The 22,333-nt window shown below is 46.8% G+C and carries 21 protein-coding genes, 1 tRNA gene and 4 pseudogenes; 8 read left to right on the forward strand and 18 right to left on the reverse strand.

The genetic code is table 11. From position 1 onward, the window contains the following. Positions 1–23 precede the first annotated feature (23 nt). On the reverse strand, positions 24–470 hold the full coding sequence (ivy, locus tag AABJ99_RS18670; protein WP_001308392.1) for an Ivy family C-type lysozyme inhibitor: 447 nt from the start codon (positions 468–470) through the stop codon (positions 24–26). A 180-nt stretch (positions 471–650) separates the two neighbouring features. On the opposite strand from ivy, the gene yafV reads away from it, so the two are divergent. Continuing rightward, entirely contained in the window at positions 651–1,421 is a 771-nt protein-coding gene (yafV, locus tag AABJ99_RS18675) for a 2-oxoglutaramate amidase (protein ID WP_039021144.1), read from the forward strand. Positions 1,422–1,472: 51 nt separating this feature from the next. Here the strand turns inward: yafV and AABJ99_RS18680 are convergent. The 11 genes and pseudogenes from AABJ99_RS18680 to AABJ99_RS18730 form a co-directional block, all read right to left on the reverse strand. Next, a pseudogene (locus AABJ99_RS18680) lies at positions 1,473–1,667 on the reverse strand (ISAs1 family transposase); the annotation flags it as partial. 25 nt (positions 1,668–1,692) lie between these two features. After that, a complete protein-coding gene (locus tag AABJ99_RS18685; RefSeq protein WP_001355139.1) occupies positions 1,693–2,181 on the reverse strand; it encodes an integrating conjugative element protein in 489 nt (162 codons plus the stop codon). Between the two features lie 90 nt (positions 2,182–2,271). Then, complete coding sequence (locus AABJ99_RS18690; RefSeq protein WP_039021143.1) at positions 2,272–2,775, reverse strand: hypothetical protein; 504 nt, start codon at positions 2,773–2,775, stop codon at positions 2,272–2,274. A 114-nt stretch (positions 2,776–2,889) separates the two neighbouring features. Next, positions 2,890–3,767 (reverse strand): annotated as a pseudogene (locus AABJ99_RS18695) (ISAs1 family transposase). Positions 3,768–4,024: 257 nt separating this feature from the next. Further along, entirely contained in the window at positions 4,025–6,118 is a 2,094-nt protein-coding gene (locus AABJ99_RS18700) for a phospholipase effector Tle1 domain-containing protein (protein ID WP_039021141.1), read from the reverse strand. After that, positions 6,103–6,645, reverse strand: a complete 543-nt coding sequence (locus AABJ99_RS18705; RefSeq protein WP_039021140.1) for a DUF3304 domain-containing protein — start codon at positions 6,643–6,645, stop codon at positions 6,103–6,105. Before AABJ99_RS18705 ends, AABJ99_RS18700 begins: the two co-directional genes overlap by 16 nt. Continuing rightward, the gene (locus tag AABJ99_RS18710) at positions 6,630–7,157 is read right to left on the reverse strand and encodes a DUF3304 domain-containing protein (RefSeq protein ID WP_039021153.1); all 528 of its coding nucleotides are present in this window, start codon (positions 7,155–7,157) and stop codon (positions 6,630–6,632) included. Before AABJ99_RS18710 ends, AABJ99_RS18705 begins: the two co-directional genes overlap by 16 nt. 14 nt (positions 7,158–7,171) lie before the next feature. Then, positions 7,172–7,696 carry a DUF3304 domain-containing protein gene (locus AABJ99_RS18715; RefSeq protein ID WP_077782398.1) on the reverse strand — a complete coding sequence of 175 codons (525 nt, stop codon included), beginning with the start codon at positions 7,694–7,696 and terminating at the stop codon, positions 7,172–7,174. A gap of 467 nt (positions 7,697–8,163) precedes the next feature. Beyond that, positions 8,164–8,928 (reverse strand): DUF4123 domain-containing protein, encoded by a 765-nt coding sequence (locus tag AABJ99_RS18720; RefSeq protein WP_160524185.1) that lies wholly within the window; start codon positions 8,926–8,928, stop codon positions 8,164–8,166. 12 nt (positions 8,929–8,940) lie between these two features. Further along, on the reverse strand, positions 8,941–11,172 hold the full coding sequence (locus tag AABJ99_RS18725) for a type VI secretion system Vgr family protein (RefSeq protein ID WP_338387401.1): 2,232 nt from the start codon (positions 11,170–11,172) through the stop codon (positions 8,941–8,943). Between the two features lie 220 nt (positions 11,173–11,392). Beyond that, positions 11,393–11,911 (reverse strand): Hcp family type VI secretion system effector, encoded by a 519-nt coding sequence (locus AABJ99_RS18730; RefSeq protein WP_338387402.1) that lies wholly within the window; start codon positions 11,909–11,911, stop codon positions 11,393–11,395. 702 nt (positions 11,912–12,613) lie between these two features. Between AABJ99_RS18730 and tssB the strand changes: the two genes are divergently transcribed. From tssB to AABJ99_RS18750, 4 genes and pseudogenes are all read left to right on the forward strand, one after another. Then, positions 12,614–13,117 carry a type VI secretion system contractile sheath small subunit gene (gene tssB / locus AABJ99_RS18735; RefSeq protein WP_039021711.1) on the forward strand — a complete coding sequence of 168 codons (504 nt, stop codon included), beginning with the start codon at positions 12,614–12,616 and terminating at the stop codon, positions 13,115–13,117. A 22-nt stretch (positions 13,118–13,139) separates the two neighbouring features. After that, positions 13,140–13,472: pseudogene (locus AABJ99_RS18740) on the forward strand (type VI secretion system contractile sheath domain-containing protein); the annotation flags it as partial. Next, a pseudogene (locus AABJ99_RS18745) lies at positions 13,465–14,196 on the forward strand (VasL domain-containing protein); the annotation flags it as partial. The pseudogenes AABJ99_RS18740 and AABJ99_RS18745, both read left to right, overlap by 8 nt. 17 nt (positions 14,197–14,213) lie before the next feature. Then, complete coding sequence (locus AABJ99_RS18750) at positions 14,214–14,693, forward strand: Hcp family type VI secretion system effector (RefSeq protein ID WP_000013183.1); 480 nt, start codon at positions 14,214–14,216, stop codon at positions 14,691–14,693. A 342-nt stretch (positions 14,694–15,035) separates the two neighbouring features. Here AABJ99_RS18750 and AABJ99_RS18755 read toward each other — a convergent pair whose 3' ends face one another. The 3 genes from AABJ99_RS18755 to dnaQ all read right to left on the reverse strand — a co-directional run bounded on the left by AABJ99_RS18755 (position 15,036) and on the right by dnaQ (position 17,092). Then, entirely contained in the window at positions 15,036–15,821 is a 786-nt protein-coding gene (locus tag AABJ99_RS18755) for a hypothetical protein (RefSeq protein ID WP_039021713.1), read from the reverse strand. 330 nt (positions 15,822–16,151) lie between these two features. After that, a tRNA-Asp gene (locus AABJ99_RS18760) sits at positions 16,152–16,228 on the reverse strand. A 132-nt stretch (positions 16,229–16,360) separates the two neighbouring features. Further along, a complete protein-coding gene (gene dnaQ / locus AABJ99_RS18765) occupies positions 16,361–17,092 on the reverse strand; it encodes a DNA polymerase III subunit epsilon (protein WP_001308374.1) in 732 nt (243 codons plus the stop codon). A 64-nt stretch (positions 17,093–17,156) separates the two neighbouring features. On the opposite strand from dnaQ, the gene rnhA reads away from it, so the two are divergent. Further along, positions 17,157–17,624, forward strand: coding sequence for a ribonuclease HI (rnhA, locus tag AABJ99_RS18770; RefSeq protein ID WP_000917883.1), 468 nt, complete (start codon positions 17,157–17,159; stop codon positions 17,622–17,624). On the opposite strand, the gene yafS is transcribed toward rnhA, so the two are convergent. After that, positions 17,621–18,343: a class I SAM-dependent methyltransferase gene (yafS, locus tag AABJ99_RS18775; RefSeq protein WP_021556435.1), complete on the reverse strand. Its 723-nt coding sequence runs from the start codon at positions 18,341–18,343 to the stop codon at positions 17,621–17,623. The genes rnhA and yafS overlap by 4 nt on opposite strands. Before the next feature lie 33 nt (positions 18,344–18,376). Between yafS and gloB the strand changes: the two genes are divergently transcribed. Together gloB and mltD are read left to right on the forward strand one after the other, a co-directional pair. Next, the gene (gloB, locus tag AABJ99_RS18780; RefSeq protein ID WP_039021714.1) at positions 18,377–19,132 is read left to right on the forward strand and encodes a hydroxyacylglutathione hydrolase; all 756 of its coding nucleotides are present in this window, start codon (positions 18,377–18,379) and stop codon (positions 19,130–19,132) included. A 71-nt stretch (positions 19,133–19,203) separates the two neighbouring features. After that, positions 19,204–20,562 carry a murein transglycosylase D gene (gene mltD / locus AABJ99_RS18785; protein WP_039021715.1) on the forward strand — a complete coding sequence of 453 codons (1,359 nt, stop codon included), beginning with the start codon at positions 19,204–19,206 and terminating at the stop codon, positions 20,560–20,562. 47 nt (positions 20,563–20,609) lie between these two features. Here mltD and AABJ99_RS18790 read toward each other — a convergent pair whose 3' ends face one another. Continuing rightward, on the reverse strand, positions 20,610–21,380 hold the full coding sequence (locus AABJ99_RS18790; RefSeq protein WP_039021716.1) for a class I SAM-dependent methyltransferase: 771 nt from the start codon (positions 21,378–21,380) through the stop codon (positions 20,610–20,612). Between the two features lie 77 nt (positions 21,381–21,457). Next, positions 21,458–22,258 carry an endonuclease/exonuclease/phosphatase family protein gene (yafD, locus tag AABJ99_RS18795; RefSeq protein ID WP_001230983.1) on the reverse strand — a complete coding sequence of 267 codons (801 nt, stop codon included), beginning with the start codon at positions 22,256–22,258 and terminating at the stop codon, positions 21,458–21,460. Positions 22,259–22,333: the final 75 nt, after the last annotated feature.

Consider the following 22,333-nt stretch of genomic DNA (forward strand, 5'->3'; position numbering starts at 1 on the left):
GGCTCCGTTTCTTTATCCGCTAATTATTTAAAATTAAAGCCATCCGGATGGTTTTCCAGGCTGCCGGTCAACGCCGCGAACAGCACCGTTTTACCATCAATAGAAAGCGCATCGTTCACATTCAACCAGGTGAGTTTCTCTTGCGACGTTTTCTCATCAATGGTCGAGAACAGCCCCGTCATCTGATTAGATTTCTCGGACCACATCACAGCGATACGTTGCGAGCCACAGTCATGCGGTTTGCACGCGCTCATCACCTGATACGTCTCATCTCCCAATGTCACGGTTTGTGCGGGGGTATAAGTCCCGCCTTTCATCACCCAGGCTGGCAGCTTATGCCCTTGTACCATCTGATTAAATGCAGCTTTGGTGGTTTCGCCCTTTGCCAGGCTGCTAATGGTTAAATCATCCTGCGCCATTGCACTGGTGGCGATGACCAGTGCGGCGACTGTCGTTATTGCCTTAAACATCATTCCTCCCGAGCTTATCCTGCCCATGTTATTAACCTCCTAAAGCCTGGCGATAACACGATAATTTGCAAATCAGATATTTCCAATATCAGCATTTGTTATCAATTTATTCTGCGCTAAGGCAACTGCCTGATAAGGTGTTAGAGTTATAAAACCCTTCGCATAAAGGAGTTGTACACCGTGCCTGGTTTGAAGATTACGCTTTTACAGCAACCACTGGTGTGGATGGATGGTCCTGCCAACCTGCGTCATTTTGATCGTCAACTGGAAGGTATTACCGGACGCGATGTGATCGTTCTACCGGAGATGTTTACCAGCGGCTTTGCCATGGAAGCGGCAGCTTCGTCGCTAGCACAAGATGACGTAGTGAACTGGATGACAGCCAAAGCGCAGCAGTGCAATGCGCTGATTGCCGGCAGTGTTGCATTACAAACGGAGTCTGGTTCGGTTAACCGCTTTTTGCTGGTTGAGCCGACCAGCACGGTACATTTTTATGATAAGCGTCATCTGTTCCGAATGGCAGATGAGCATCTGCATTATAAAGCGGGCAATGCGCGAGTGATTGTGGAATGGCGCGGCTGGCGTATTTTGCCGCTGGTGTGCTACGACTTACGTTTTCCGGTGTGGTCGCGCAATCTCAACGATTATGACCTCGCCCTGTACGTTGCCAACTGGCCTGCTCCGCGCTCTCTGCACTGGCAGGCATTGCTGACAGCCCGCGCGATTGAGAATCAGGCGTATGTAGCGGGATGTAATCGCGTCGGCAGCGATGGCAACGGCTGCCATTATCGCGGTGACAGTCGGGTGATTAATCCACAGGGCGAGATTATCGCTACTGCCGACGCGCATCAGGCAACGCGCATTGATGCGGAGCTGTCGATGGCGGTGTTAAGGGAATATAGAGAAAAGTTTCCGGCATGGCGGGATGCGGATGAGTTTAGGTTGTGGTGAGTGGGGGTTGTGTTTAGGGCCGGGGAGAGTCGGGGTAAGACTACGAAAGCCCGCTCTCCTGCGACCACTTTTATCATAGGAGTGTGGAAGCGCTTTTCCATCAATTGCGATGACGTCTTTATCATTTGATGAATGGCAATCTCGCATCCAGTTAATAAAGCATTCGTGAAATTATACTGAACGGATACAAGACATAACTCTAATTATGGTGCCGTGAACAGGATTACCATTTTCAAAATTACGATATTATTTGCAGTAATTATGTTATTAATCATTGTGATATTTCCATCTCTGTGATTAATACCGGATAAGCATTTAATTGCAGAGTTTGCACGAAATTATCGCAGATAACTGGCAATAACAATAACCCATCAGCTCGCTGCTGTAATACCTCCATTCGTTCTACTGATTCAACATTAACAACCAAACCAAGGGCATTTAGCGATTTAAGGATCTCCAGATGTTCACTCATCCAGCGCAGAGAAAAAGGATCATCACCAATTATAAAAACAGGCCCCCAGCCGGTTAATAACTGGCGTTTCATTACGGAACCAGGATGAAGTCGAGTACATATTACAGGAAATACCCCCTGTTGCGATGGTTCCGATGATGTGGATAATTCAGAAATATTTTCCATTGTTAGTGAAGAATTAACATCCATTAATAATGGTGAAACAACCTCACTTTCCTTGCTAGTAATGGCTGCACTAATCTGAGAGGAAAATAACAATATTATTACGTATAAACTCATTTTTAACATAACAAATTCAATCCGTTTATTCATGTTATAGAATAATGATGCTATAAATCATCATTAATGTTCAATTATTTAATCACACAGTTTAAAAAATCATTGACCAATGTGAATTGGCAATGTACCACTCAAGTTAAAATCACTGAATATTTTATCAATTTCTCTTGCAGTTTCTATATATTTAACCTCTTTCGTACTTGCATTATAAATAGCCCAAGCCTCGGGATGGGATGTTCCACCAAACCTTACAAAAAAACTTGATTTCATATTATTATATAAATTAACATCAGGAAAAGGATCTTCTCCAAAATTAGTAGTATTGAATAATGAAAGTTCGTATCGCTTAGAAAATTCTATTGGTAGGATAGCTTCACTGCCATCAATAGCATTCATCCAGAGTTTGTTACCATTATATTCCAACAATAATCTCTGTTTTGCATGTGTCTTATCTCGTTCTTTAACGACAGCGAATACCTTTTTAACAACTTGCTGTGCGGATGGTCCTATTGTATTACCAAAAGCTGGCAACCCGATTTTGCCATAAACACTCTCCTGAATGAAATAAATATCCGTTTTATCGGCCTCGACAATATCTACCATTTATCCCTCCAAACAAGACCTGACTCCAGGACAAGAGCATAGTGTGTAGTAAACACTTCATGCTCTTGCCCTGACCATTGAAATAACAACTTTCGTTTGTTTACTGTACGCTGTCTAAATAGCTGCGTGGAATAAAGTTGCACTTTTTATCATCCCTTGCAGAGCAAGATTACGAAAACCCGTCTCCGCAAGGACTGACGCGAGGTAGTCTCTGTCCGTAGCTGCTTTCACATCTTACATCTTGCCCCTGCCTTGAGTATCTTATCTTTCGTTAAAATATTAATAGCGATCTTCCGTATCCCTGAAAATAATTCTGTTGCATTTCCTCTTCTTATTTTGAAGTCGTCTTTATTCATTACCACTTCCAGATGCCAGTGCAATTTATTCTCCACTTGCCAGTGATTTCGGTTCGCTGTGGCGAACTTCTCTGCGGTTAAATCAGCAGAAATGCTATAATATTTGCCCGTCATTTCTGGCTCTTTCTTTTGTTCTGTTATTATTGAACAAAAGGAGACTGCCATGCATAATTTCTTCAGCCCTTTCCATTCAAACGTGAAATCAATAAGTTCATCAGGAACATCGCAAATAATATGAAGACGGATTTTAATGACATAAATCGCTCCCTTGCGGCGACTCTTGTCATAAGAGTGCCGAAGCGTTTTTCCATCAATTGCAATGACATCTTTATCATCTGAGGAATGGCAGTCACGCATCCAGTTAATAAAGCACTCATGAAATTTTGCAGGACTGATACAGGATACAACTCTGGCAATGATATCGTGAACAGGAATACCATTTTCAAAATCACCATATCACTTCAAAAAATCGGGATGTGTTTCCCCAAATCCTCTATATCCTCCCAGCCTTATGCACCAGAAATAACGGCGCAAATAGTTAACAGATAGAATATCTGGCAATTTATGTTCCACTTTCCAGGCTTGCCTGTAATCGGGGATAATAGAAATATGTTCCATCAATTTTTTAAGTTCCATTTTGTCCCCCTTAATTATGCAATGAGTATTTGATCATGTATAAGCAATGAAAAACAGCTTTAGGTAATAAGGAACACCTCAATTATTGAACATAAAATGCGAATTATTTAGTACAAAAAAAGCAGCATTACGTGATTTTTCCCTGGGAGTACAGTGTGAAGTTTCCGGCATGGCGGGATGCGGATGGGTTTGAACTGGGGTGATTAGGCACTACATGTCTACATTTGCCCGGTCTCCAACCCATCAATCTTATAAACTTAACCTCGGCTCACCGTTTTCGATTCCATCCAATAAATGACCCGGTTGGATGTGGGCTGATCGCCAACAACTTTGCCATCTGCAGAGATTAGCTTCAGCTCTTTATTAGCCTCATCACCGAAGTAAATCATGCGGTAGCGAAAATAACCGCCCCAGGGTTCGCGTCCACCCAGCGAACTTTGCATAAACCAGGCGCGGGAGTCGTGAACCTGGTCATCATAGAGAGCCAGTAATTCAGCACAGGGCTTAGTACGCGTTCCCGTTCCCAGTGAATCAATAAAAAATTGTGGATAGAGTCCGTCTCCCATAGCCTTAATTTGCTGATATTCTTTTGCTTCATCATCGCCATTAATCAGATACACCGGATATTTAGGAATGACATCCACAAGAATCTGAATGGCTCTCTCCGTGACGCTGCCGTTAATATCGCGCGTCCATCCTTTATAATCGCTCTGAAATTCTCGGGCTGCCTCTCGCAACTGGTACTGAGCGTTTGTCGGGTCAAGGATAGGTATGCCCTGATTACTTTCATCAAGTGTGCCATTGCCTTTCTGCTTGTTCGCCCGCTCTTTTTCGATATTTTCCATTTGTTCTTCGCGCGCTTGGGCCTCTTTATCAAGTCCATCTTTATCCAGCTGTGGCGCCTTAATATAAAAAGGTTGCACAAGAAGGCTGTTGTTCGCATAGCGACCAATACGCCAGGCGGTGATCCAGCCGATCTGATCGCTAATTGCGCTTTCAAGAACCTGGGCAAGTTGATAGGGGTGATAACCTTCCCTCGTATCAATCATTTCTTCTGTACCCTGCAAGGTGGTGTTCAGCAGCGTTTGTCGCCAGATGTTGAAGCGTTTTGTTAATGAATTAGCAATCGTAAATTCCTTTACGCTAGAAGGACTCATAATTCGCAGAGGCGACACACCTTTTATTAATGGAGTAACAAATTTAGAATAAACAGAAAGTGGTGCTCCTGAATCAAATGCAGCAAGATACATATCATGCAGGGCTATCTGAGAAAGAATTTCGCCTGAGTCACCACAGGACTTCCCCTGATCGCGAACGGGATAGCCACCACCGACATCAGAGTGCATCCCCGGATAGATAACTTCCTCTGCATATAAAGGATAATTGCCTTCAGGACGACGGATTGAATCCAGCGGAAAGCACAACCGCTGTTCATGCGCAGCGACGAAGTGGCGGCAGCATTTAATCAGGCCGGGAAACTGCGTCTCATCAGGGAGTTGCTGAGTACTATCGGCCCATCCCATATGACCGGCTGCGCCCGGTAAAACATGCGCCGCCCCCACAGAAGCTACGGTATCCAGCAGCCCCAAAAACTCAATACTGACAGGTAACCCGGCCAGCATCACCTGTTGCCTCTGCGGGCAAGCTAACTGAGTCAACCAGTTAACAAAAGTTCGTGCTTCCGCTGCGCCACGGGAAAATCCGTAGATAAACAGCTTTACGTTTAGCAGGCGCGGACTGGCTTGCTCTAACAGTCCCTGTAATTTTTCCAGGTAGGGGTTAATCACATTGCGACGATTCACTTCACCAGTCATAGGCCAGGGAGCGCGCATAAGAGGAATGTGCTCTTTTGCCACATTATCATCCAGTCGCTTATGGGAAGGGTCAATGGAATAGCTCAGGGCATCCACGAGGCGTAATAATGCCCAATTAATTCGATCTTCACCACCAGTAGCGAACTCCAGCCCGCTGTTGCTGTAATCCATTTCACCTATCTTGGGAAATGGTGTGCCTACACCCGGTATATAGTAGTTAAAATATCCCTGTTCTTCTGCGTTCTGATAGGTCGTATGAAACAGTTTGGCAATATTGGTTGGGTGTCCAGGAGTGTCATTATATTCATTATTATTTGTACCATCAAAAAACAGACTAATATGCAGACTTTGATTACACGTAAAGCCAATTCTAAATCCAGCCTGTTTACTACAGTTGGTTTTGTGCTCTTCTGTTTTATTGATTTGTTTTAGGTAGTTCGCGTTTACCTGCGCTTCAGATAATATTAATCGCCCATCTTCAGGGAACACCGGGGGGGCATAACACGGAAAAGCCAGACCACTTATTTTGCTGGACATGTTGCAGGTTCCTTCATCTCGCGGGGTTCTTTGATAGGATAATTCGGTGTGCCATAGCCCTCGCAGACGGTTGTCACTTTAATCTGATTACACGGCAGAAAATGAACGGTCAGGCCACAACGTTCAGCGCCATATTCCGGGATATCAACAATTACTTTATATTTTTGATAATTTGCAGCATGTTTAGCATAAGCATCTTCTTCATAGCCAAAACCTTCTTTTTTCATTGCAATAGGTTCAAGGGGGTTCGGGTCTACTTCCCACTCGATCCGGGCTTTTAATCCAGAATGCCACTTCTCTGGTAACATTATGCAGCAATATCCACCGCCCAAACCATGGACCCGATAACCATTTACGGTGAACCAATTAATACTGATACCTTTAATATGATTTATTGCCCGGAGATCACCTGCAGTATAATCGTCGTAATTAGCTGCTGAACAACCCGAAATCACCATCAAAATTAATACCAGACAGCCTTTAACTACTTTTGTTATATTCATTCCATTTCTTATTTTGCTGGACATGTTGCTGGTTCCTTCATCTCACGGGGTTCTTTGATGGGATAATTCGGTGTACCATACCCTTGGCAGACGGTTGTCACTTTTATCTGATTGCATGGCAGAAAATGAACGGTCATGCCACAACGTTCAGCACCGTATTCCGGGATGTCAACAATTACTTTATATTTTTGATAATTTGCAGCATGTTTAGCATAAGCATCTTCTTCATAGCCAAAACCTTCTTTTTTCATTGCAATAGGTTCAAGGGGGTTCGGGTCTACTTCCCACTCAATCCGGGCCATTAATCCCACACGCCACTTATCTGGCAGCATAATGCAACAATACCCCCCCCGCTCCCCGAACGGAACTATATTTGGCCCGCCATAGCCATTGATACTGAAATAATTAATAGCAACATCGGTATGGTTCATACCTTTAATATCTCCAGCAGTGTAATCACCGCTATTTTTCGCCATTGAACAGCCTGATAGCACAAATAAAATCATTAGAGAATAACATTTGAAAATCGCTCTCATACTTATACTTTTCCTTATTTTGATGGACATATTGCTGGTTCCTTCATCTCGCGGGGTTCTTTGATGGGATAATTCGGTGTGCCATAACCCTCGCAGACGGTTGTCACTTTTATCTGATCGCATGGCAGAAAATGAACGGTCATGCCACAACGTTCAGCGCCGTATTCCGGGATATCAACAATTGTTGAATATTTTCTAAAACTGTTTAGCGCAACTTTCTTCCATTCTTCAAATTTCTCCCTGTCCACATAACCTGGAGGCAGAGGAGCTGTATTTGGATCAACCTCCCACTCAACCCGGGCTTTTAATCCAGAATGCCACTTATCTGGCAACATAACACAACAATATCCTCCACCGTCCCCGAATGGAGCAATATTTGGACCACCGTAACCATTGATGTGTAAATAATTTATAGCCTTATTCGTATGGTTTATCCCGTTAATATCTCCAGCAGTGTAATCACCGCTATTTCTCGCCATTGAACAGCCTGATACTGCAAATAAAATCATTAGAGAATAACATTTGAAAATCGCTCTCATACTGATACTTTTCCTTATTTTGCTGGACATGTTGCTGGTTCTTTTACTTTGAGAGATTTTAATTGATGGGTGTTATTTCTACGACAACAAAGTTTTGACAAAGAAGCAAATAAAATGCATATCTTTTGATTGTCACACATTGGAATATCGACAGAGCATTGATGATATTACGCAAAATATATTGCAGCCAAGTGAACTGACATTACGATCGAACACAAATGCAACATGATGGATACTACCATTACATGTCGGGCTTGATTTTCCGCTTATTTTACGATTATCTCTTGATATTAACAGCTACGGACTTTTAAAAAGATAAATATACACATCATCCTTCAAGCTGCCTCTGCGTTGGCTACGTTCATTCCCCCAGTCACGTACTTATGTACGTTCCTGGGGATTCGCTTGCTTGCCGCCTTGATGCAACTTGAATGATTTTATGTATACCCCTGTACATCACCACAATATTATCCCTCGAAGTCCCGCAAAGCCCCGAAATATCCCGCGTCATTGGCCCTGATAGCAATATCAAGACAGTGCGAAAAATAGCTTTCCTGACTGATTTCAATGACTGCTTTCTCCTTCATCAGGGCTTCAGCGTCGCAGATACATCCCATCAATCCCACCTGTACATCATCCACCCGATTCATCTCCGGGTTGTCAGTAAGCCTGCGTTCTGGTGAAAAACTTCCTGATTTCCAGTTAATCTCTCCATCACGGTCTAACCAGCTCCAGAACAACGCAATATCAGTAAATGTCGCCTGCTGCTCGTTGTTCAAAACATGTGTGAACAGTAAAGGGAACACCCGATTATCATAGTAACGCAGCAATCCGGTCTGTTCTTCCCACTGAACCTGTGACAATACCTGAAGATGCCGACCCAGCAGGTCGAATGTAAGAGGGGATATCAACAAAGTAAGACGAGGCGTATCAGCAAATGACGCCATCAGTTGTGCCAGACATTTGCGATGGCTACTGAGCGCAAAGTACAGGCGTAACACTACAGGGGAATACTCCATCGTCTCTGCTTCAGGCGTTCCTTCAAAGAGGGCATACCAGTGAATAGCTGGCGACAAATGAAGCATCTCATTTTGCAAAGGTTGGTCGGTTCCAGCCTGGTCAACAAGCACATCTATGTAATCCATACCAGCGGCAGAACAGAATGATTCAGCCTGCTTCAGCCAGATAATATATTTGTCTTGATCGCTAGCGTGTGGCGATACTGTTATCATTGTCATTCTCCCTTATCCACGAGGCGCAAAAGCGGCGGCGGCTTCTTGCGCCCTTTTCAGGCACTCCTTACACACCGATTTTTCTGGCGCTTCCTCACCCTCATCGTTGTTATCATTCTGATCGGACGATGCATTACTATCATTTTTCTCAGCCGCTAAACTTTTATCATCTGCCAGCGCTTTCAGAACCGCCGGTTGCAGCGCCGGCACCGGCGCTCCCGGACTACCGCCGCTATTGAGATTGATTTTCGGCCCGACGATGTCCACGCCCCCTGAATGGATGACCACAAACGAACCACCCACTTTCATGGTGATTTTACCGCCACTCTCCAGTACAATTTCATCCCGGACCTTCATTCCCAGCGCACCGCTAATCTTCCTCGCCAGGTCCCCCTTCACCACCAGGCTGTGTTTCCCCTCCACCAGACTGACATGGTTCCCCGTCGTCTTATGCTCCTGCTTCCCTTCCACCGTCACTTTACGGTCGTTTCTGACGTACAGACCGTCATCGTGACTCACGCTCACCGTCCGGTCATTCGTCACCTTCAGCGTCTGGTCATTACGTACCGTGATACGCCGGTCGTTCGCCACCGTGATACTCTGGTCGTGGCCCCCCTCTTTTTTTGTACCGACCTGAACCGTCTGACCCTTCACCACCGTTATCTTCTGGTCGTTACCGATGGTTTCCGTATGGTCATGTTTCACATCCGTTGTCCGGTCGTTGAGCACCTCCGTATCCATGTTCTTCTGGGCATGGATATACACCTGCTCATTACTGGTGGCGTCTTCAAACCGCAGCTCGTTAAATCCGCTTCCTTTATAGGTTTTTGACCGGATGGTCATCTGCGTCTTCGTTCCCGGCAGACTCCCCGGCGAACGGTTGTCCTCATGGTACGTCCGCCCCATGATTATCGGCTGGTCCGGGTCTCCGTTCAGAAAATCAACAATCACCTCCTGGCCCACCCGCGGTATCGCCAGGTTACCGAACCCCGGCCCCGCCCACGCCTGCGATACCCGCACCCAGCATGAACTCTCCTCCGTCATCCCGTGATAACGGTCCCAGTGGAACTTCACCCGTACCCGGCCATGTTCATCACAGAAGATTTCCTCGCCCGCAGGCCCGGTGACAATGGCGCTCTGTGGCCCGTCCACCTTCGGTTTGCTTTGCAGCCGTGGACGCCACGTCCGGTCTGCCGGTATCACCTCTAACTGATTGCCCAGCGTGGTTCCTCTCCCCTGGCTGCCGTGCAGCGCCTGCGGCTGGCTTCCTGACAGTATGCTCTGTACCACCTGCCATTCACGGTTCAGCATCTTCTGCGGATGCCCCGTCAGCGTAAACCGCGTTCCCGGCCACAGCTTCGGTGAATTACTCTGCCCTGTGGCCTTTTCCGCATCACTGCGCAGGCTGTCCATCTGGTACAGCGTGAAATCCTTGCCGTGCTGCTCGTCCTTGAACCTTCCCGGATAATCAAATATCTCATACTGCGCCAGCTGTCCGTTCAGGCTCTCACCCTGCTGCTCATACATACCCGGCCAGTCCGGCACCTTAAACGTGTAATCCTGGCTCTGCACCGACGACGGGCGGACATGCGCCTCATAACGGAACATACTGACACACTCCGTCTCCGCTCCTGCCGATGTGTCCGGGTTAAACGGAAACGCCCCCGCCTGTGACAGCCCCGCCACATCGTCGCACAGCGTCAGCTTCTGCTCCGGACTGTCCGCCGCAAACCGCTCAAAGAAGAAAATTCCCTCCTCCGCCCACAACCGGGACAGAAACGTCAGGTCGCTTTCCCCGTACTGGACACAGAATTCCCGCGCCGGATGGTCCTCATAAAACAGCGGCGTCCACTCCGTGACGCCGTTCTCGTTCAGTAACGTGGCCGATATCGTCCGGATATCCTGCTGCTGGAAGATACGGAAGTTCCGCCGCAGCCCGCACCGCCATAACGGCGGCTCAATACGCAGGTGATAACGCATCTGCCAGCCGTTATTCTCCTGCATGCCAAAACCCGCCACCACGCCGGTGACATAACGCAGCGGGATGACGCCCTGCCAGATGGTCAGTGTCGCCTTCTTCTCCAGCAGCATCTCCGCCGTCTGCATAAAAGAGTCGCTGGCGACATCCACACTCATCACAAACGGATAAGACTGGCTCTGGACTAACCGGAAGCTCACCACTGCAAAGGTGTCCGGCTCCTGGCCGTCAACCTCCAGCGTAAAGCGCAGGCCTTTTAAGGACATAATGACCTCCCTGATTTATTCACGGACCAAATGATTCCCACCATGCAGCAAAGGGTGCCAGTGCAGCGTTACACTCATCTTTACATTTTCAGGTACGCTACCGCCCGGGTTTCCGGCATCCGCCATCTCCCTCATGAAAGCGTAACTCCTTACTGACACTCATTTTTTACACGTACAAAAACAACATCCTGCACGAAGGCAGGATGTTGTTGACTCAGATTTATGCTTCCAGCGGTGCACGCCAGTCATCGGCACCAGAAGTACCGGATTTGATGTGCTCCCACTCAACCTTACGGTATGCCAGTGATACTGCGAGCAATTGCGTAAACTCACGCTGTGCAGGGTCCTGGCAGTGCGGCATGTGCAGGTTTATGTCCACAATCGTCGCATCAGTAAGACGTGTGGTGAAGTAGTGCTCCTGCTTGCCTTCAACAGAAGTACGCCACCAGTGCAGTTCCACTTTCGGCAGCATTTCACCGGAGGCCAGCGCGTTGTACAGCAGCGGAACGGCTTTGTTCAGCGCCACGGTGAAAATGAACGGTTTGTGCGCGCGCTGCCCGGAAGGTTGACCAGACTGTGGATCGGTTGGAACAGTAACGTTATGCAGAAACTCCTGCACCAGCATTTCATCTTCGTGTCCCTGCACGTAGATATTGCCGACAGAATCTGCGGTGAAAGCACCGGCAGTGATGTTCCCCTGGGTCTGACCTGTAATTGAAATGTAACATGGGGTTGGCATTTATGAACTCCTTGTGAAATTATCAACTGCTGTTTTACGAACAACCCGTCGTTAATCCCCGACGGGTTAGAGTGTGATGCGGCTCACATCAGGAACCACACCCTTTTCTTTATTCGAGTTACAGGCACACGTAATTAGCACCTACTGAAAAACTCTTTTATTGTGTTTAAATATATTTTTAGTCAATTTCAGAACACGGTCACATAAGCTAAAAATATATCAACTTCAACAGCAGAATTATCCATAACGTATCCTTCCCCCCATAAAAATCCACAGCTGCGTCAAAAACAAATTATTACGACACTTACTCCGCCATCGTTCCGGCACGCAATTAAGACATTCCTTAAAGGAATTCCTTATAATGTATTACCAGCAATTAATTAATTGATAAAACCATACATAAAACTTATTAATCAATTTAATAAATACATATAAATCAACACATTATAGCATTTTATTGGCCATAAAATTATATTCATCAAGTCTATAAATACCAAAATCTATTTCACTATAATGTATTAATAAGGAAGAGTACATCTCTTTCGGAAATATAAAAAGTTCTTTTAATATTTTATTTCATGAGTAGAATGCTGATCACAACAGAAGGAAAATTACATTATCTAACTGCCACTGAAACGGTATTGTCGGTATTTTTATGCAGTACGAAAATGCTGTGCTCATGGCCTGAACGGGAACATTTTTATGAGCAAAATGAACAACAATGGCGGCAGTGTCGCGCCGAAAGAAAGAATCAGCGTTCGGTATACACCAAAAGTTGATGGGGTGGCTGCTGATATCGAATTGCCGCTGAATTTATTGATCACCGGCAATCTGAAAGGGAAACCAGATAACACGCCGTTGGATGAGCGAACTGCCATTGCTATCAACCGCTATAACCTCAACGCAGTCATTTCAGAAGCTGACATTGAACGGGAGTTTGTTGTTCCGGCTGAACTCAGTGACGCACCCAATGAGCAAATGTACGTCAACCTGAAAGTCAAATCTATGGATGACCTTTCTCCGGACCATATTGCCAGCCAGGTACCAGAAATAAAACATCTGCTCGAATTGCGTGAAGCTCTGGTCGCACTTAAGTCTCCACTAGGCAATATTCCGGCCTTCCGCGCACAACTTCAGGCGCTACTGGAAAACGAAGACAGCCGCGAGCAGCTGATCCAAGAACTGGGTATCGCCGTTCAGAAATAATTTTCACAGAAGGATTTTCAGTATGTCAGTAAAGGAAGATATTGCTCCCGTCAGCGCGTCGCAAACCGCCGCGCCCCCATCTCTGCTTGATGAAATCATGGCGCAAACCCGCGTCCAGCCTAAATCAGAAAGCTACGATATTACCCGCCAGGGCGTGAGCGCCTTTATTGCCGCCATGTTACAGGGCGACAGTAGCGCTGAACCTATCAATATCCTGGCCGTTGACGCCATGATTGCTGATATTGATGCCCGAACCAGCAGGCAGATGGATGCCATTATTCATGCCCCGGAGTTTCAGGAACTGGAATCCCTGCTGCGCTCGCTGAAACTGCTGGTTGAACGCGCGGATACCCGACCTGCCGGAAATGCGGGTGGAGGTGCGCGGAGTGGCAGATAACGCCGACAAAGCAAAACAGGGCGACACGGTAAAAGGTTTTGTTGCCGGTGCCGCCTGTACTGCCGTTATCGCTGCTGCACTCTGGTGGTGGCAGACGTACCCGATGCAGCGGCAGCTTACAAAGGTCAGGGATACCACACAGGGAGCAGCCACCGTCTGGCTGGCATCACCGGTACTGAAAGAATATGAACAGAACCTGCAACAGCTTCTGAATACCCCACCGCTACAGCCGCTGGAAACCGGAATGCAGATGATGCGCACCGCAGACACCCTCTGGCCGGAAAGCCTGCAACAGCAGGAAGCCAGCCGGATGTGGAGCACCACGCTGAGAAACCGGGCGCAAGCCAGTCCGCAGATGAAGGGCTGGCAACAGGCGCGGCAGAATTTGCGGGATTTTGCGGATCTGATGATGAAAAAGGAGACGGAGAAACAGGGTTTCACCCTCTCGTATATCAAAACGGTGACCTGGCAGGCCGAACGGTTACTGAATCAGGAAACTCCACTGGAGTACATGCTGACGCAGTACCAGGAGACCCGCACGCAGAATCAGGACACACAAGCGCTAGCAAAAGAGATCAACCAACGGCTGGATGGGCTGTTAAGCCGCTGGCTGTTGCTGAAAAATACCGGACAGGATATGGCAACGGACAACAGCACCGTGCCAGTCCCTCCGACCCATTGAGTTTAAGGAGAATAACAATGGCAAATCCCGTCTATCTGACACTGAACGGAGAACTTCAGGGGCTGATTTCATCCGGATGCTCGTCAATGCCGTCCATCGGTAACAAAGCTCAGATTGCACATCAGGATCAGATCATGGTGACGTCACTGTCCCATGGTCTGAGCCGGGCGCAGAATGTCAACCACCAGGAGCTGACCATCACGAAACCGGTGGACAAATCTTCCCCCCTGCTGGGCAAGGCCATTTCGGAGAATGAATGTCTGACCTGTGATTTTGTATTCTATCGCACCAACCGCTTTGGTGTTAATGAACCGTACTACAAGGTGAAACTGACTAACGCCCGGATCTCAAACATCGGCCTTACCGTTCCCCATACCATTAACGACAGCCCAGGACAGCCGGAAGAGTCTGTGTCATTTACCTATGAGAGTATCAACTGGGAGCACAGCGTCGCCGGAACCAGTGCGTACAGCCTTTGGAGTGAACGGATTTTCTAAGTTACCTGGGAGTTTTTCATCTGCATTATTGTTATATTTTAAAAAGGCAATTTAACATCATAAAATAAAATGATAAAGTACGGTTAATCACGAATAAAAATTCTTAATTAACCGTACCTGCTGTTTTATAGATGTGTATGATGTATTTTTGACAGTTCAACCGAAAACTCGAACTACAGCTTATATGTTGAGAGAACAATAAATAACTTTAGTAAAGTTTTTTACTACTCCTAAAAAAAATATATATGTAAAATTAATTAGCAGACTTGAACCAGAGTATAAATAGAAAAGAAAATGCTCTTTCTTGCTAAGTACCATTAAAACGTCTGGTATAAAACCTTACTACTGATAGCGATTCACCAGATCTTTAACCACTGCTGCGTACGTTTTCTGCTTAAGTTGTGAAATCTGCTGTTCTGCCACATCAAGGCTGTCAGAATTTTTATTCCCTATCTGCGGAAAAATCACTTTCGATTCATAATTCACAGGCGACCAGGTAGCCCACTCACCTGTAGCCACATCCACCAGCGTGAATCGAACCAAATAACGCAGTGACATCGTGTCAGTCAATTTTTGATTTTTATAATCTGACCAAACTATTGATTTCAATCCAGAGTCATATTTTCCTGTCTGCAACGTATCCTGGAAAACAATAATCGCTTTCTGATGGCCTTTTGCCGCAACAAAACGTAATGCCTGCATCCAGTTCATATTTTCGGCATCTACAACATCCAGACTTTCATCTTTGTTTTTGTCTTTATTACAAGTTACAGGTTTTTGCCTGTCAGGAATGCCAGAAAATGTGGCAACTGTATAATATTTTCTCATCTCCTCCTGCATAATGGTTTCCGGTGCGCGACTGCCAGACTGAACAAGTATAACGGGAGAATTAAGAGGCACACGAAACTCATCTCCTTCAAGCGCAGCTTGAATATCCTCCTCGGATACAGCCAGTGTGGTTTCATTACCATATAAATCTTTGTCTGTTAGTTGCTGGGGATCGTTTTTATTAATAGAACTTTGTGCGGTTTGAGTTTTTTTCTTTTTTTCATCAATAGGAGATTCAGAGGCACATCCTGCAAGCAGCGAGAATAATACACATATACAACAAACCCTTCTTAAATTCATAATCGGACACTCCCTCGCCTGTCATAATCATGGTAATGTTTAGCTAACGATTTTTAATTATATACTCCACTTGAATCAGAACAAACAAAAATAACAGCAAATATAAATTCATTAAATCAATAGAAAAATGAAAATCATAACATGCAAATATATTTAAATTGAATGATTCGATAGTATGATTAAATATTAATGATATGGTCTACCATATGTGATTAACACATTTACAGCATAACAAAATCATAGACCGAAGAAATAGCGTGATTTAAATGCAAAAAACCGCAAAATTAAAAATCTTGCGGTTCTCTGAACCTCATTTTCATGAGGTGAATTTGGCGGAACGGACGGGACTCGAACCCGCGACCCCCTGCGTGACAGGCAGGTATTCTAACCGACTGAACTACCGCTCCGCGTTTTGTTCCGTTGGGAACGAGGCGAATATTACGGATTGCCTCACCCTTCGTCAACGGTTTTTCTCATCTTTTGAATCGTTTGCTGCAAAAATCGCCCAAGTCGCTATTTTTAGCGCCTTTTACAGGTATTTATGCCCGCCAGAGGCAGCTTCCGCCCTTTTTCTGCACCAGATCGAGACGGGCTTCATGTGCCGCAAGCTCTTCATCTGTCGCAAAAACAACGCGTAACTTACTTGCCTGACGCACAATGCGCTGAATTGTTGTTTCACCTTGTTGCTGTTGTGTCTCTCCTTCCATCGCAAAAGCCATCGACGTTTGACCACCAGTCATCGCCAGATAAACTTCCGCAAGGATCTGGGCATCGAGTAATGCCCCGTGCAGCGTTCGTTTACTGTTATCTATTTCGTAGCGGGCACATAACGCATCGAGGCTGTTGCGCTTACCGGGAAACATTTTCCTCGCCACCGCAAGGCTATCGGTGACCTTACAGAAGGTATTGGTCTTCGGAATATCGCGCTTAAGCAACGAAAACTCGTAGTCCATAAAGCCGATATCGAACGCTGCGTTATGGATCACCAACTCAGCGCCGCGAATATAGTCCATGAACTCATCGGCTACCTCGGCAAATGTGGGCTTATCGAGCAAAAACTCATCGGCAATACCATGTACGCCAAAGGCTTCTGGATCCACCAGCCGATCGGGTTTGAGATAAACGTGAAAGTTATTGCCCGTCAGGCGACGGTTCACCACTTCAACGGCACCAATCTCAATGATCTTGTGGCCTTCATAGTGCGCACCAATCTGGTTCATACCGGTGGTTTCGGTATCGAGAACGATCTGGCGTGTAATTGCAGTGCTCATAGCGGTCATTTATGTCAGACTTGTCGTTTTACAGTTCGATTCAATTACAGGAAGTCTACCAGAGATGCTTAAACAGGTAGAAATTTTCACCGATGGTTCGTGTCTGGGTAATCCTGGACCCGGGGGTTACGGCGCTATTTTACGCTATCGCGGACGCGAGAAAACCTTTAGCGCTGGCTACACCCGCACCACCAACAACCGTATGGAGTTGATGGCCGCTATTGTCGCGCTGGAGGCGTTAAAAGAACATTGCGAAGTCATTTTGAGTACCGACAGCCAGTATGTCCGCCAGGGGATCACTCAGTGGATCCATAACTGGAAAAAACGTGGCTGGAAAACAGCAGACAAAAAACCAGTAAAAAATGTCGATCTCTGGCAACGTCTTGATGCTGCATTGGGGCAGCATCAAATCAAATGGGAATGGGTTAAAGGCCATGCCGGACACCCGGAAAACGAACGCTGTGATGAACTGGCTCGTGCTGCGGCGATGAATCCCACACTGGAAGATACAGGCTATCAAGTCGAAGTTTAAGCCTGTGGTTTACGACATTGCCGGGTGGCACCAACCGCCTGGCGAATTCGTGGCTTGTTTTTACTCTGTTTCATCGGATTTAGCGTTAAAGGAATAGTCCGTTTCCGGGCAACGATAAGTTGTAAGCAACCAAGCGCAGGAATATGCGCATTCAATAGTTTTCCACCGTGTTTGTTCCACGGGAGAACGTGGAAACGGCTGGCGTGCAGCACTTCAAAATTCAACAAAGAGAGCCAGTCCAGTTGCCGCATCAGAGTAAACATCCGGCTGTTATAGGGCGAGTTTTTTCGCAATACCGGCACAAGTTTGCGTAATCCCATTAAACTGATGGGATTGAAGCCGCTAATGACCAACCAACCATCATCAATCAATACCCGATCGGCTTCACGTAATAAACGATGCGGATCGGTGCACCACGGCAATGTATGTGCCAATAGACAAACATCAACGGATTTATCGGCAAAAGGAAGATGAAGTGGGTCCGCCTGTACCTGGACGGGCATTCCTTGCGCAGAAACATTCACTTGATGAGAAACCGCGCACGCTTCGCAATTGATTTCTGCGCTTAAATTGCCAATCTTAAGCAGATGAAAACCATACATTTTAGTGAACCACGGGTTGAGCTGGCGCTCCAGCGCTTTGCGATAAAGCTCTCCCCAGGGCAAATCGCCCCAGCAATCAGGAGCCACGACAGTTTGAGGGACTCTTGCCGGTTTCATCACAACCTTCCGTTTCACACTGAGAGGTAATCTATGAATCTTAACAGTATTCCCGCCTTTGATGACAATTACATCTGGGTTTTGAATGATGAAGCAGGTCGCTGCCTGATTGTCGATCCCGGAGACGCAGAGCCAGTATTAAACGCCATTACCGCCAATAACTGGCAACCGGAGGCCATATTTCTCACTCACCATCACCACGATCACGTTGGCGGCGTAAAAGAACTGGTGGAAAAGTTTCCGCAAATTGTGGTGTATGGTCCACAAGAGACACAAGATAAGGGAACAACACAGGTAGTCAAAGATGGCGAAACTGCCTTCGTTTTGGGGCATGAATTTAGTGTAATTGCCACACCGGGTCACACTTTAGGACATATCTGTTACTTCAGTAAACCTTATCTATTTTGCGGCGACACGCTGTTTTCTGGTGGGTGTGGTCGGTTGTTTGAAGGGACACCATCACAAATGTATCAATCACTTAAAAAGTTAAGTGCGTTACCTGACGATACATTGGTATGTTGTGCTCATGAATATACCTTATCAAATATGAAGTTTGCTTTGAGTATTCTTCCGCACGATTTGTCCATAAATGATTATTATCGTAAAGTTAAGGAGTTACGGGCAAAAAATCAAATAACACTACCCGTAATTCTGAAAAATGAGCGGAAAATTAATGTTTTTTTAAGAACGGAAGATATTGATTTAATTAATGTAATTAATGAAGAAACATTATTGCAACAACCTGAAGAGCGTTTTGCATGGTTAAGGTCAAAGAAAGATAGGTTCTGATAAAACTTTCTTGTCATCGGCTCCGTTCGCCGTTATGATCGGTCGTCTTTTAAGCAACTATTGACACACACATGAAGGCAAAAGCGATATTACTCGCCTCTGTCCTGCTCGTGGGTTGCCAGAGTACCGGCAACGTTCAACAGCACGCACAGAGCCTTTCTGCAGCTGGTCAAGGGGAAGCAGCAAAGTTTACAAGTCAGGCACGATGGATGGACGATGGGACGTCTATCGCGCCAGATGGTGACTTGTGGGCTTTCATTGGCGACGAGCTAAAGATGGGAATTCCGGAAAATGACCGGATTCGCGAACAGAAACAGAAATATTTACGCAATAAGAGCTATCTCCACGATGTAACTTTACGGGCAGAGCCGTATATGTACTGGATAGCCGGGCAAGTTAAAAAACGTAACATGCCTATGGAACTGGTACTACTACCCATAGTGGAGAGCGCTTTTGATCCTCACGCGACGTCTGGCGCCAATGCCGCAGGCATCTGGCAGATCATTCCGAGCACGGGGCGCAATTATGGTTTGAAACAGACCCGCAATTATGACGCGCGTCGCGATGTTGTTGCTTCAACGACTGCCGCGCTGAACATGATGCAGCGTCTGAACAAGATGTTTGACGGCGACTGGCTTCTGACCGTAGCGGCTTATAACAGCGGCGAAGGTCGGGTCATGAAGGCAATTAAAACGAACAAAGCGCGTGGGAAATCCACGGACTTCTGGTCGTTACCGTTGCCGCAGGAAACGAAACAGTACGTGCCTAAAATGCTGGCATTGAGTGATATTCTCAAAAACAGCAAGCGTTATGGTGTACGTCTGCCAACGACTGATGAAAGCCGTGCTCTGGCGCGTGTGCACCTGAGCAGCCCGGTTGAAATGGCGAAGGTTGCAGATATGGCGGGAATTTCCGTCAGCAAGCTGAAGACATTCAACGCTGGCGTGAAAGGCTCCACGCTGGGCACAAGTGGCCCGCAGTACGTGATGGTGCCAAAGAAGCATGCAGATCAACTGCGTGAATCTCTGGCTTCAGGCGAAATTGCTGCTGTACAGTCGACGCTGGTTGCCGACAATATGCCGCTTAACAGCCGTGTTTACACCGTACGCTCTGGCGACACGCTTTCAAGTATCGCTTCACGTCTCGGCGTAAGCACCAAAGATTTGCAGCAGTGGAACAAACTGCGCGGAACTAAGCTGAAGCCAGGCCAAAGTTTGACGATTGGTGCAGGCAGTAGCGCACAGCGACTGGCAAACAACAGCGATAGCATTACGTATCGTGTGCGCAAAGGCGATTCGCTTTCAAGCATTGCTAAACGCCACGGCGTGAACATCAAAGATGTGATGCGCTGGAACAGCGACACTGCGAATCTGCAACCAGGCGATAAGCTGACGTTGTTTGTGAAAAACAACAACATGCCAGATTCCTGACAAACCAGATAATAAAAAGGCACCGATTCCCCCGGTGCCTTTTTTATTTATGCCGCTTTATGTGCTTCTACCATGATGATATCACTGGTGAAAGAGCCATCATTCTGCAAGGCAAAATACGTTTTCACCTCTGTCGATGCGCTCTGTTGGTAAATGCGAATAGCGTCTACTAACGCTTCTGGCGTACGCATTCTCTCGACCCATGAAGAAAATTCCAGCGGTAACTTATCTGTAATTAAATTATCAACTATCAGATTGGCTTCATTGATTAACGTCAACCACTCACCGCTGGCGTAGTTTCGTACGTGAGAGGTATCGCGTAATGCTTCTACCGTCTGTAACCAGATGTCGCGCACTGGGTGGCCCGGAGACATTACGTCCATCACAATCAGCCTACCGCCAGGTTTCAATATCCTATTCACTTCACGCAGTGCTGCACCAACATCATGCCAGTGATGGGCAGAATAACGGCTGATAACAATATCAAATGCGTTATCGGCAAATGGCAGACTTTCGGCATAACCCTGGCGGGTGGTGATATTTTTCAGTTGCCGGGCTTCGGCAGCTTGTGCCACGACATCCAGCATTTGGGCAGATAAGTCATACGCCACCACCGCGCTCACGTTTTGCGCAGCAACAAAGCTGGCATGCCCTGCTCCGCAGCCCATATCAAGTACACTTGCATCAGGATAATCAGCCAGACGCACCGCCAGGCGCTGTAAATCTCGTCCGGATGCATGTACGGTACTGGTCAGATATTCGCTGGCTTGAGAGCTAAACTGCTTTTCTACGTGGTCATGGTGGGATTGTGTTGTCATTGCGCTGTCCTTTTGTTGTTTGAGTATAAAAGGGCAGCGCCAAACGTTGGTCTGCCCTGTGGCAGACCTGACATACCTTATTTATCAGGCTTGCCGGGACTGAATTCAACGAGTAGCGGATTGTGATCGGAAGCGCGCGTAACCAATACAGAAGCTTCGCTGACGTTCAGACCACGGTAGAAAACAAAATCGAGCGGGCGACCAAACGCCCGACGGCGCTGATCGTCGGTAAAACGCACCTGGCGCAGCGACATTTCCCGCGCAAAGCGATATAACGCGTTCATCCTTCTACGGCTCCAGGCATTGAAATCTCCCGCCATAATGACCGGGCCACTGTGGTGAGCTATCTGATCACCAATAGGAAGTAACTGCTTACTATAGACATCCACGCCCAGACTGAAGTTGACGGCGTGTATATTAACCACCATCAACAGGCGGGTGTCAGGTAATGGATAGACCGTCACCAGTGCCGACTTCGCCAGACGCAAAATAGGTTCTCGTTCACGTAACGGGCAGCAATACACTGGATGCGCCGCCGAAAGGGTCATTACACCGGAAGGATGTTGTGGCAGCACGAAAGCGGGTACCTGATCGGCGGCAAGATAGTTAGCGGTCGCAAACTGTACTAACTCTGGCGTTGTCTGCGCTTCCTGCAATAACACCAGATGTGCATCTTTGCCGTAGTTCTTTAATACCGACAACCATTCAGCGCGTTGCTGTTTGTATATGTTCCACACCAGGATCCGAATACGCTCTTCGGTACTTAACGGTTCTCCAGGTGGTAATGCCTGGCCGATGCTCGCAAAAGACCCCGGCGGTAAGATCCTTTCCGCAGGTTGTCCGGCAACATAGCGCATGGCATAGGTGTTTTTTCGCACTTTTGACTTTGAAACCTCTATTACGTCAACCCTTCCGCACTCGGGAGGGTTCTACTGTTATAGGGATTTTAGCTC

Source organism: Escherichia coli, assembly GCF_036503815.1.
In the GTDB taxonomy this organism is placed as follows: Bacteria; Pseudomonadota; Gammaproteobacteria; order Enterobacterales; family Enterobacteriaceae; genus Escherichia; species Escherichia coli_F.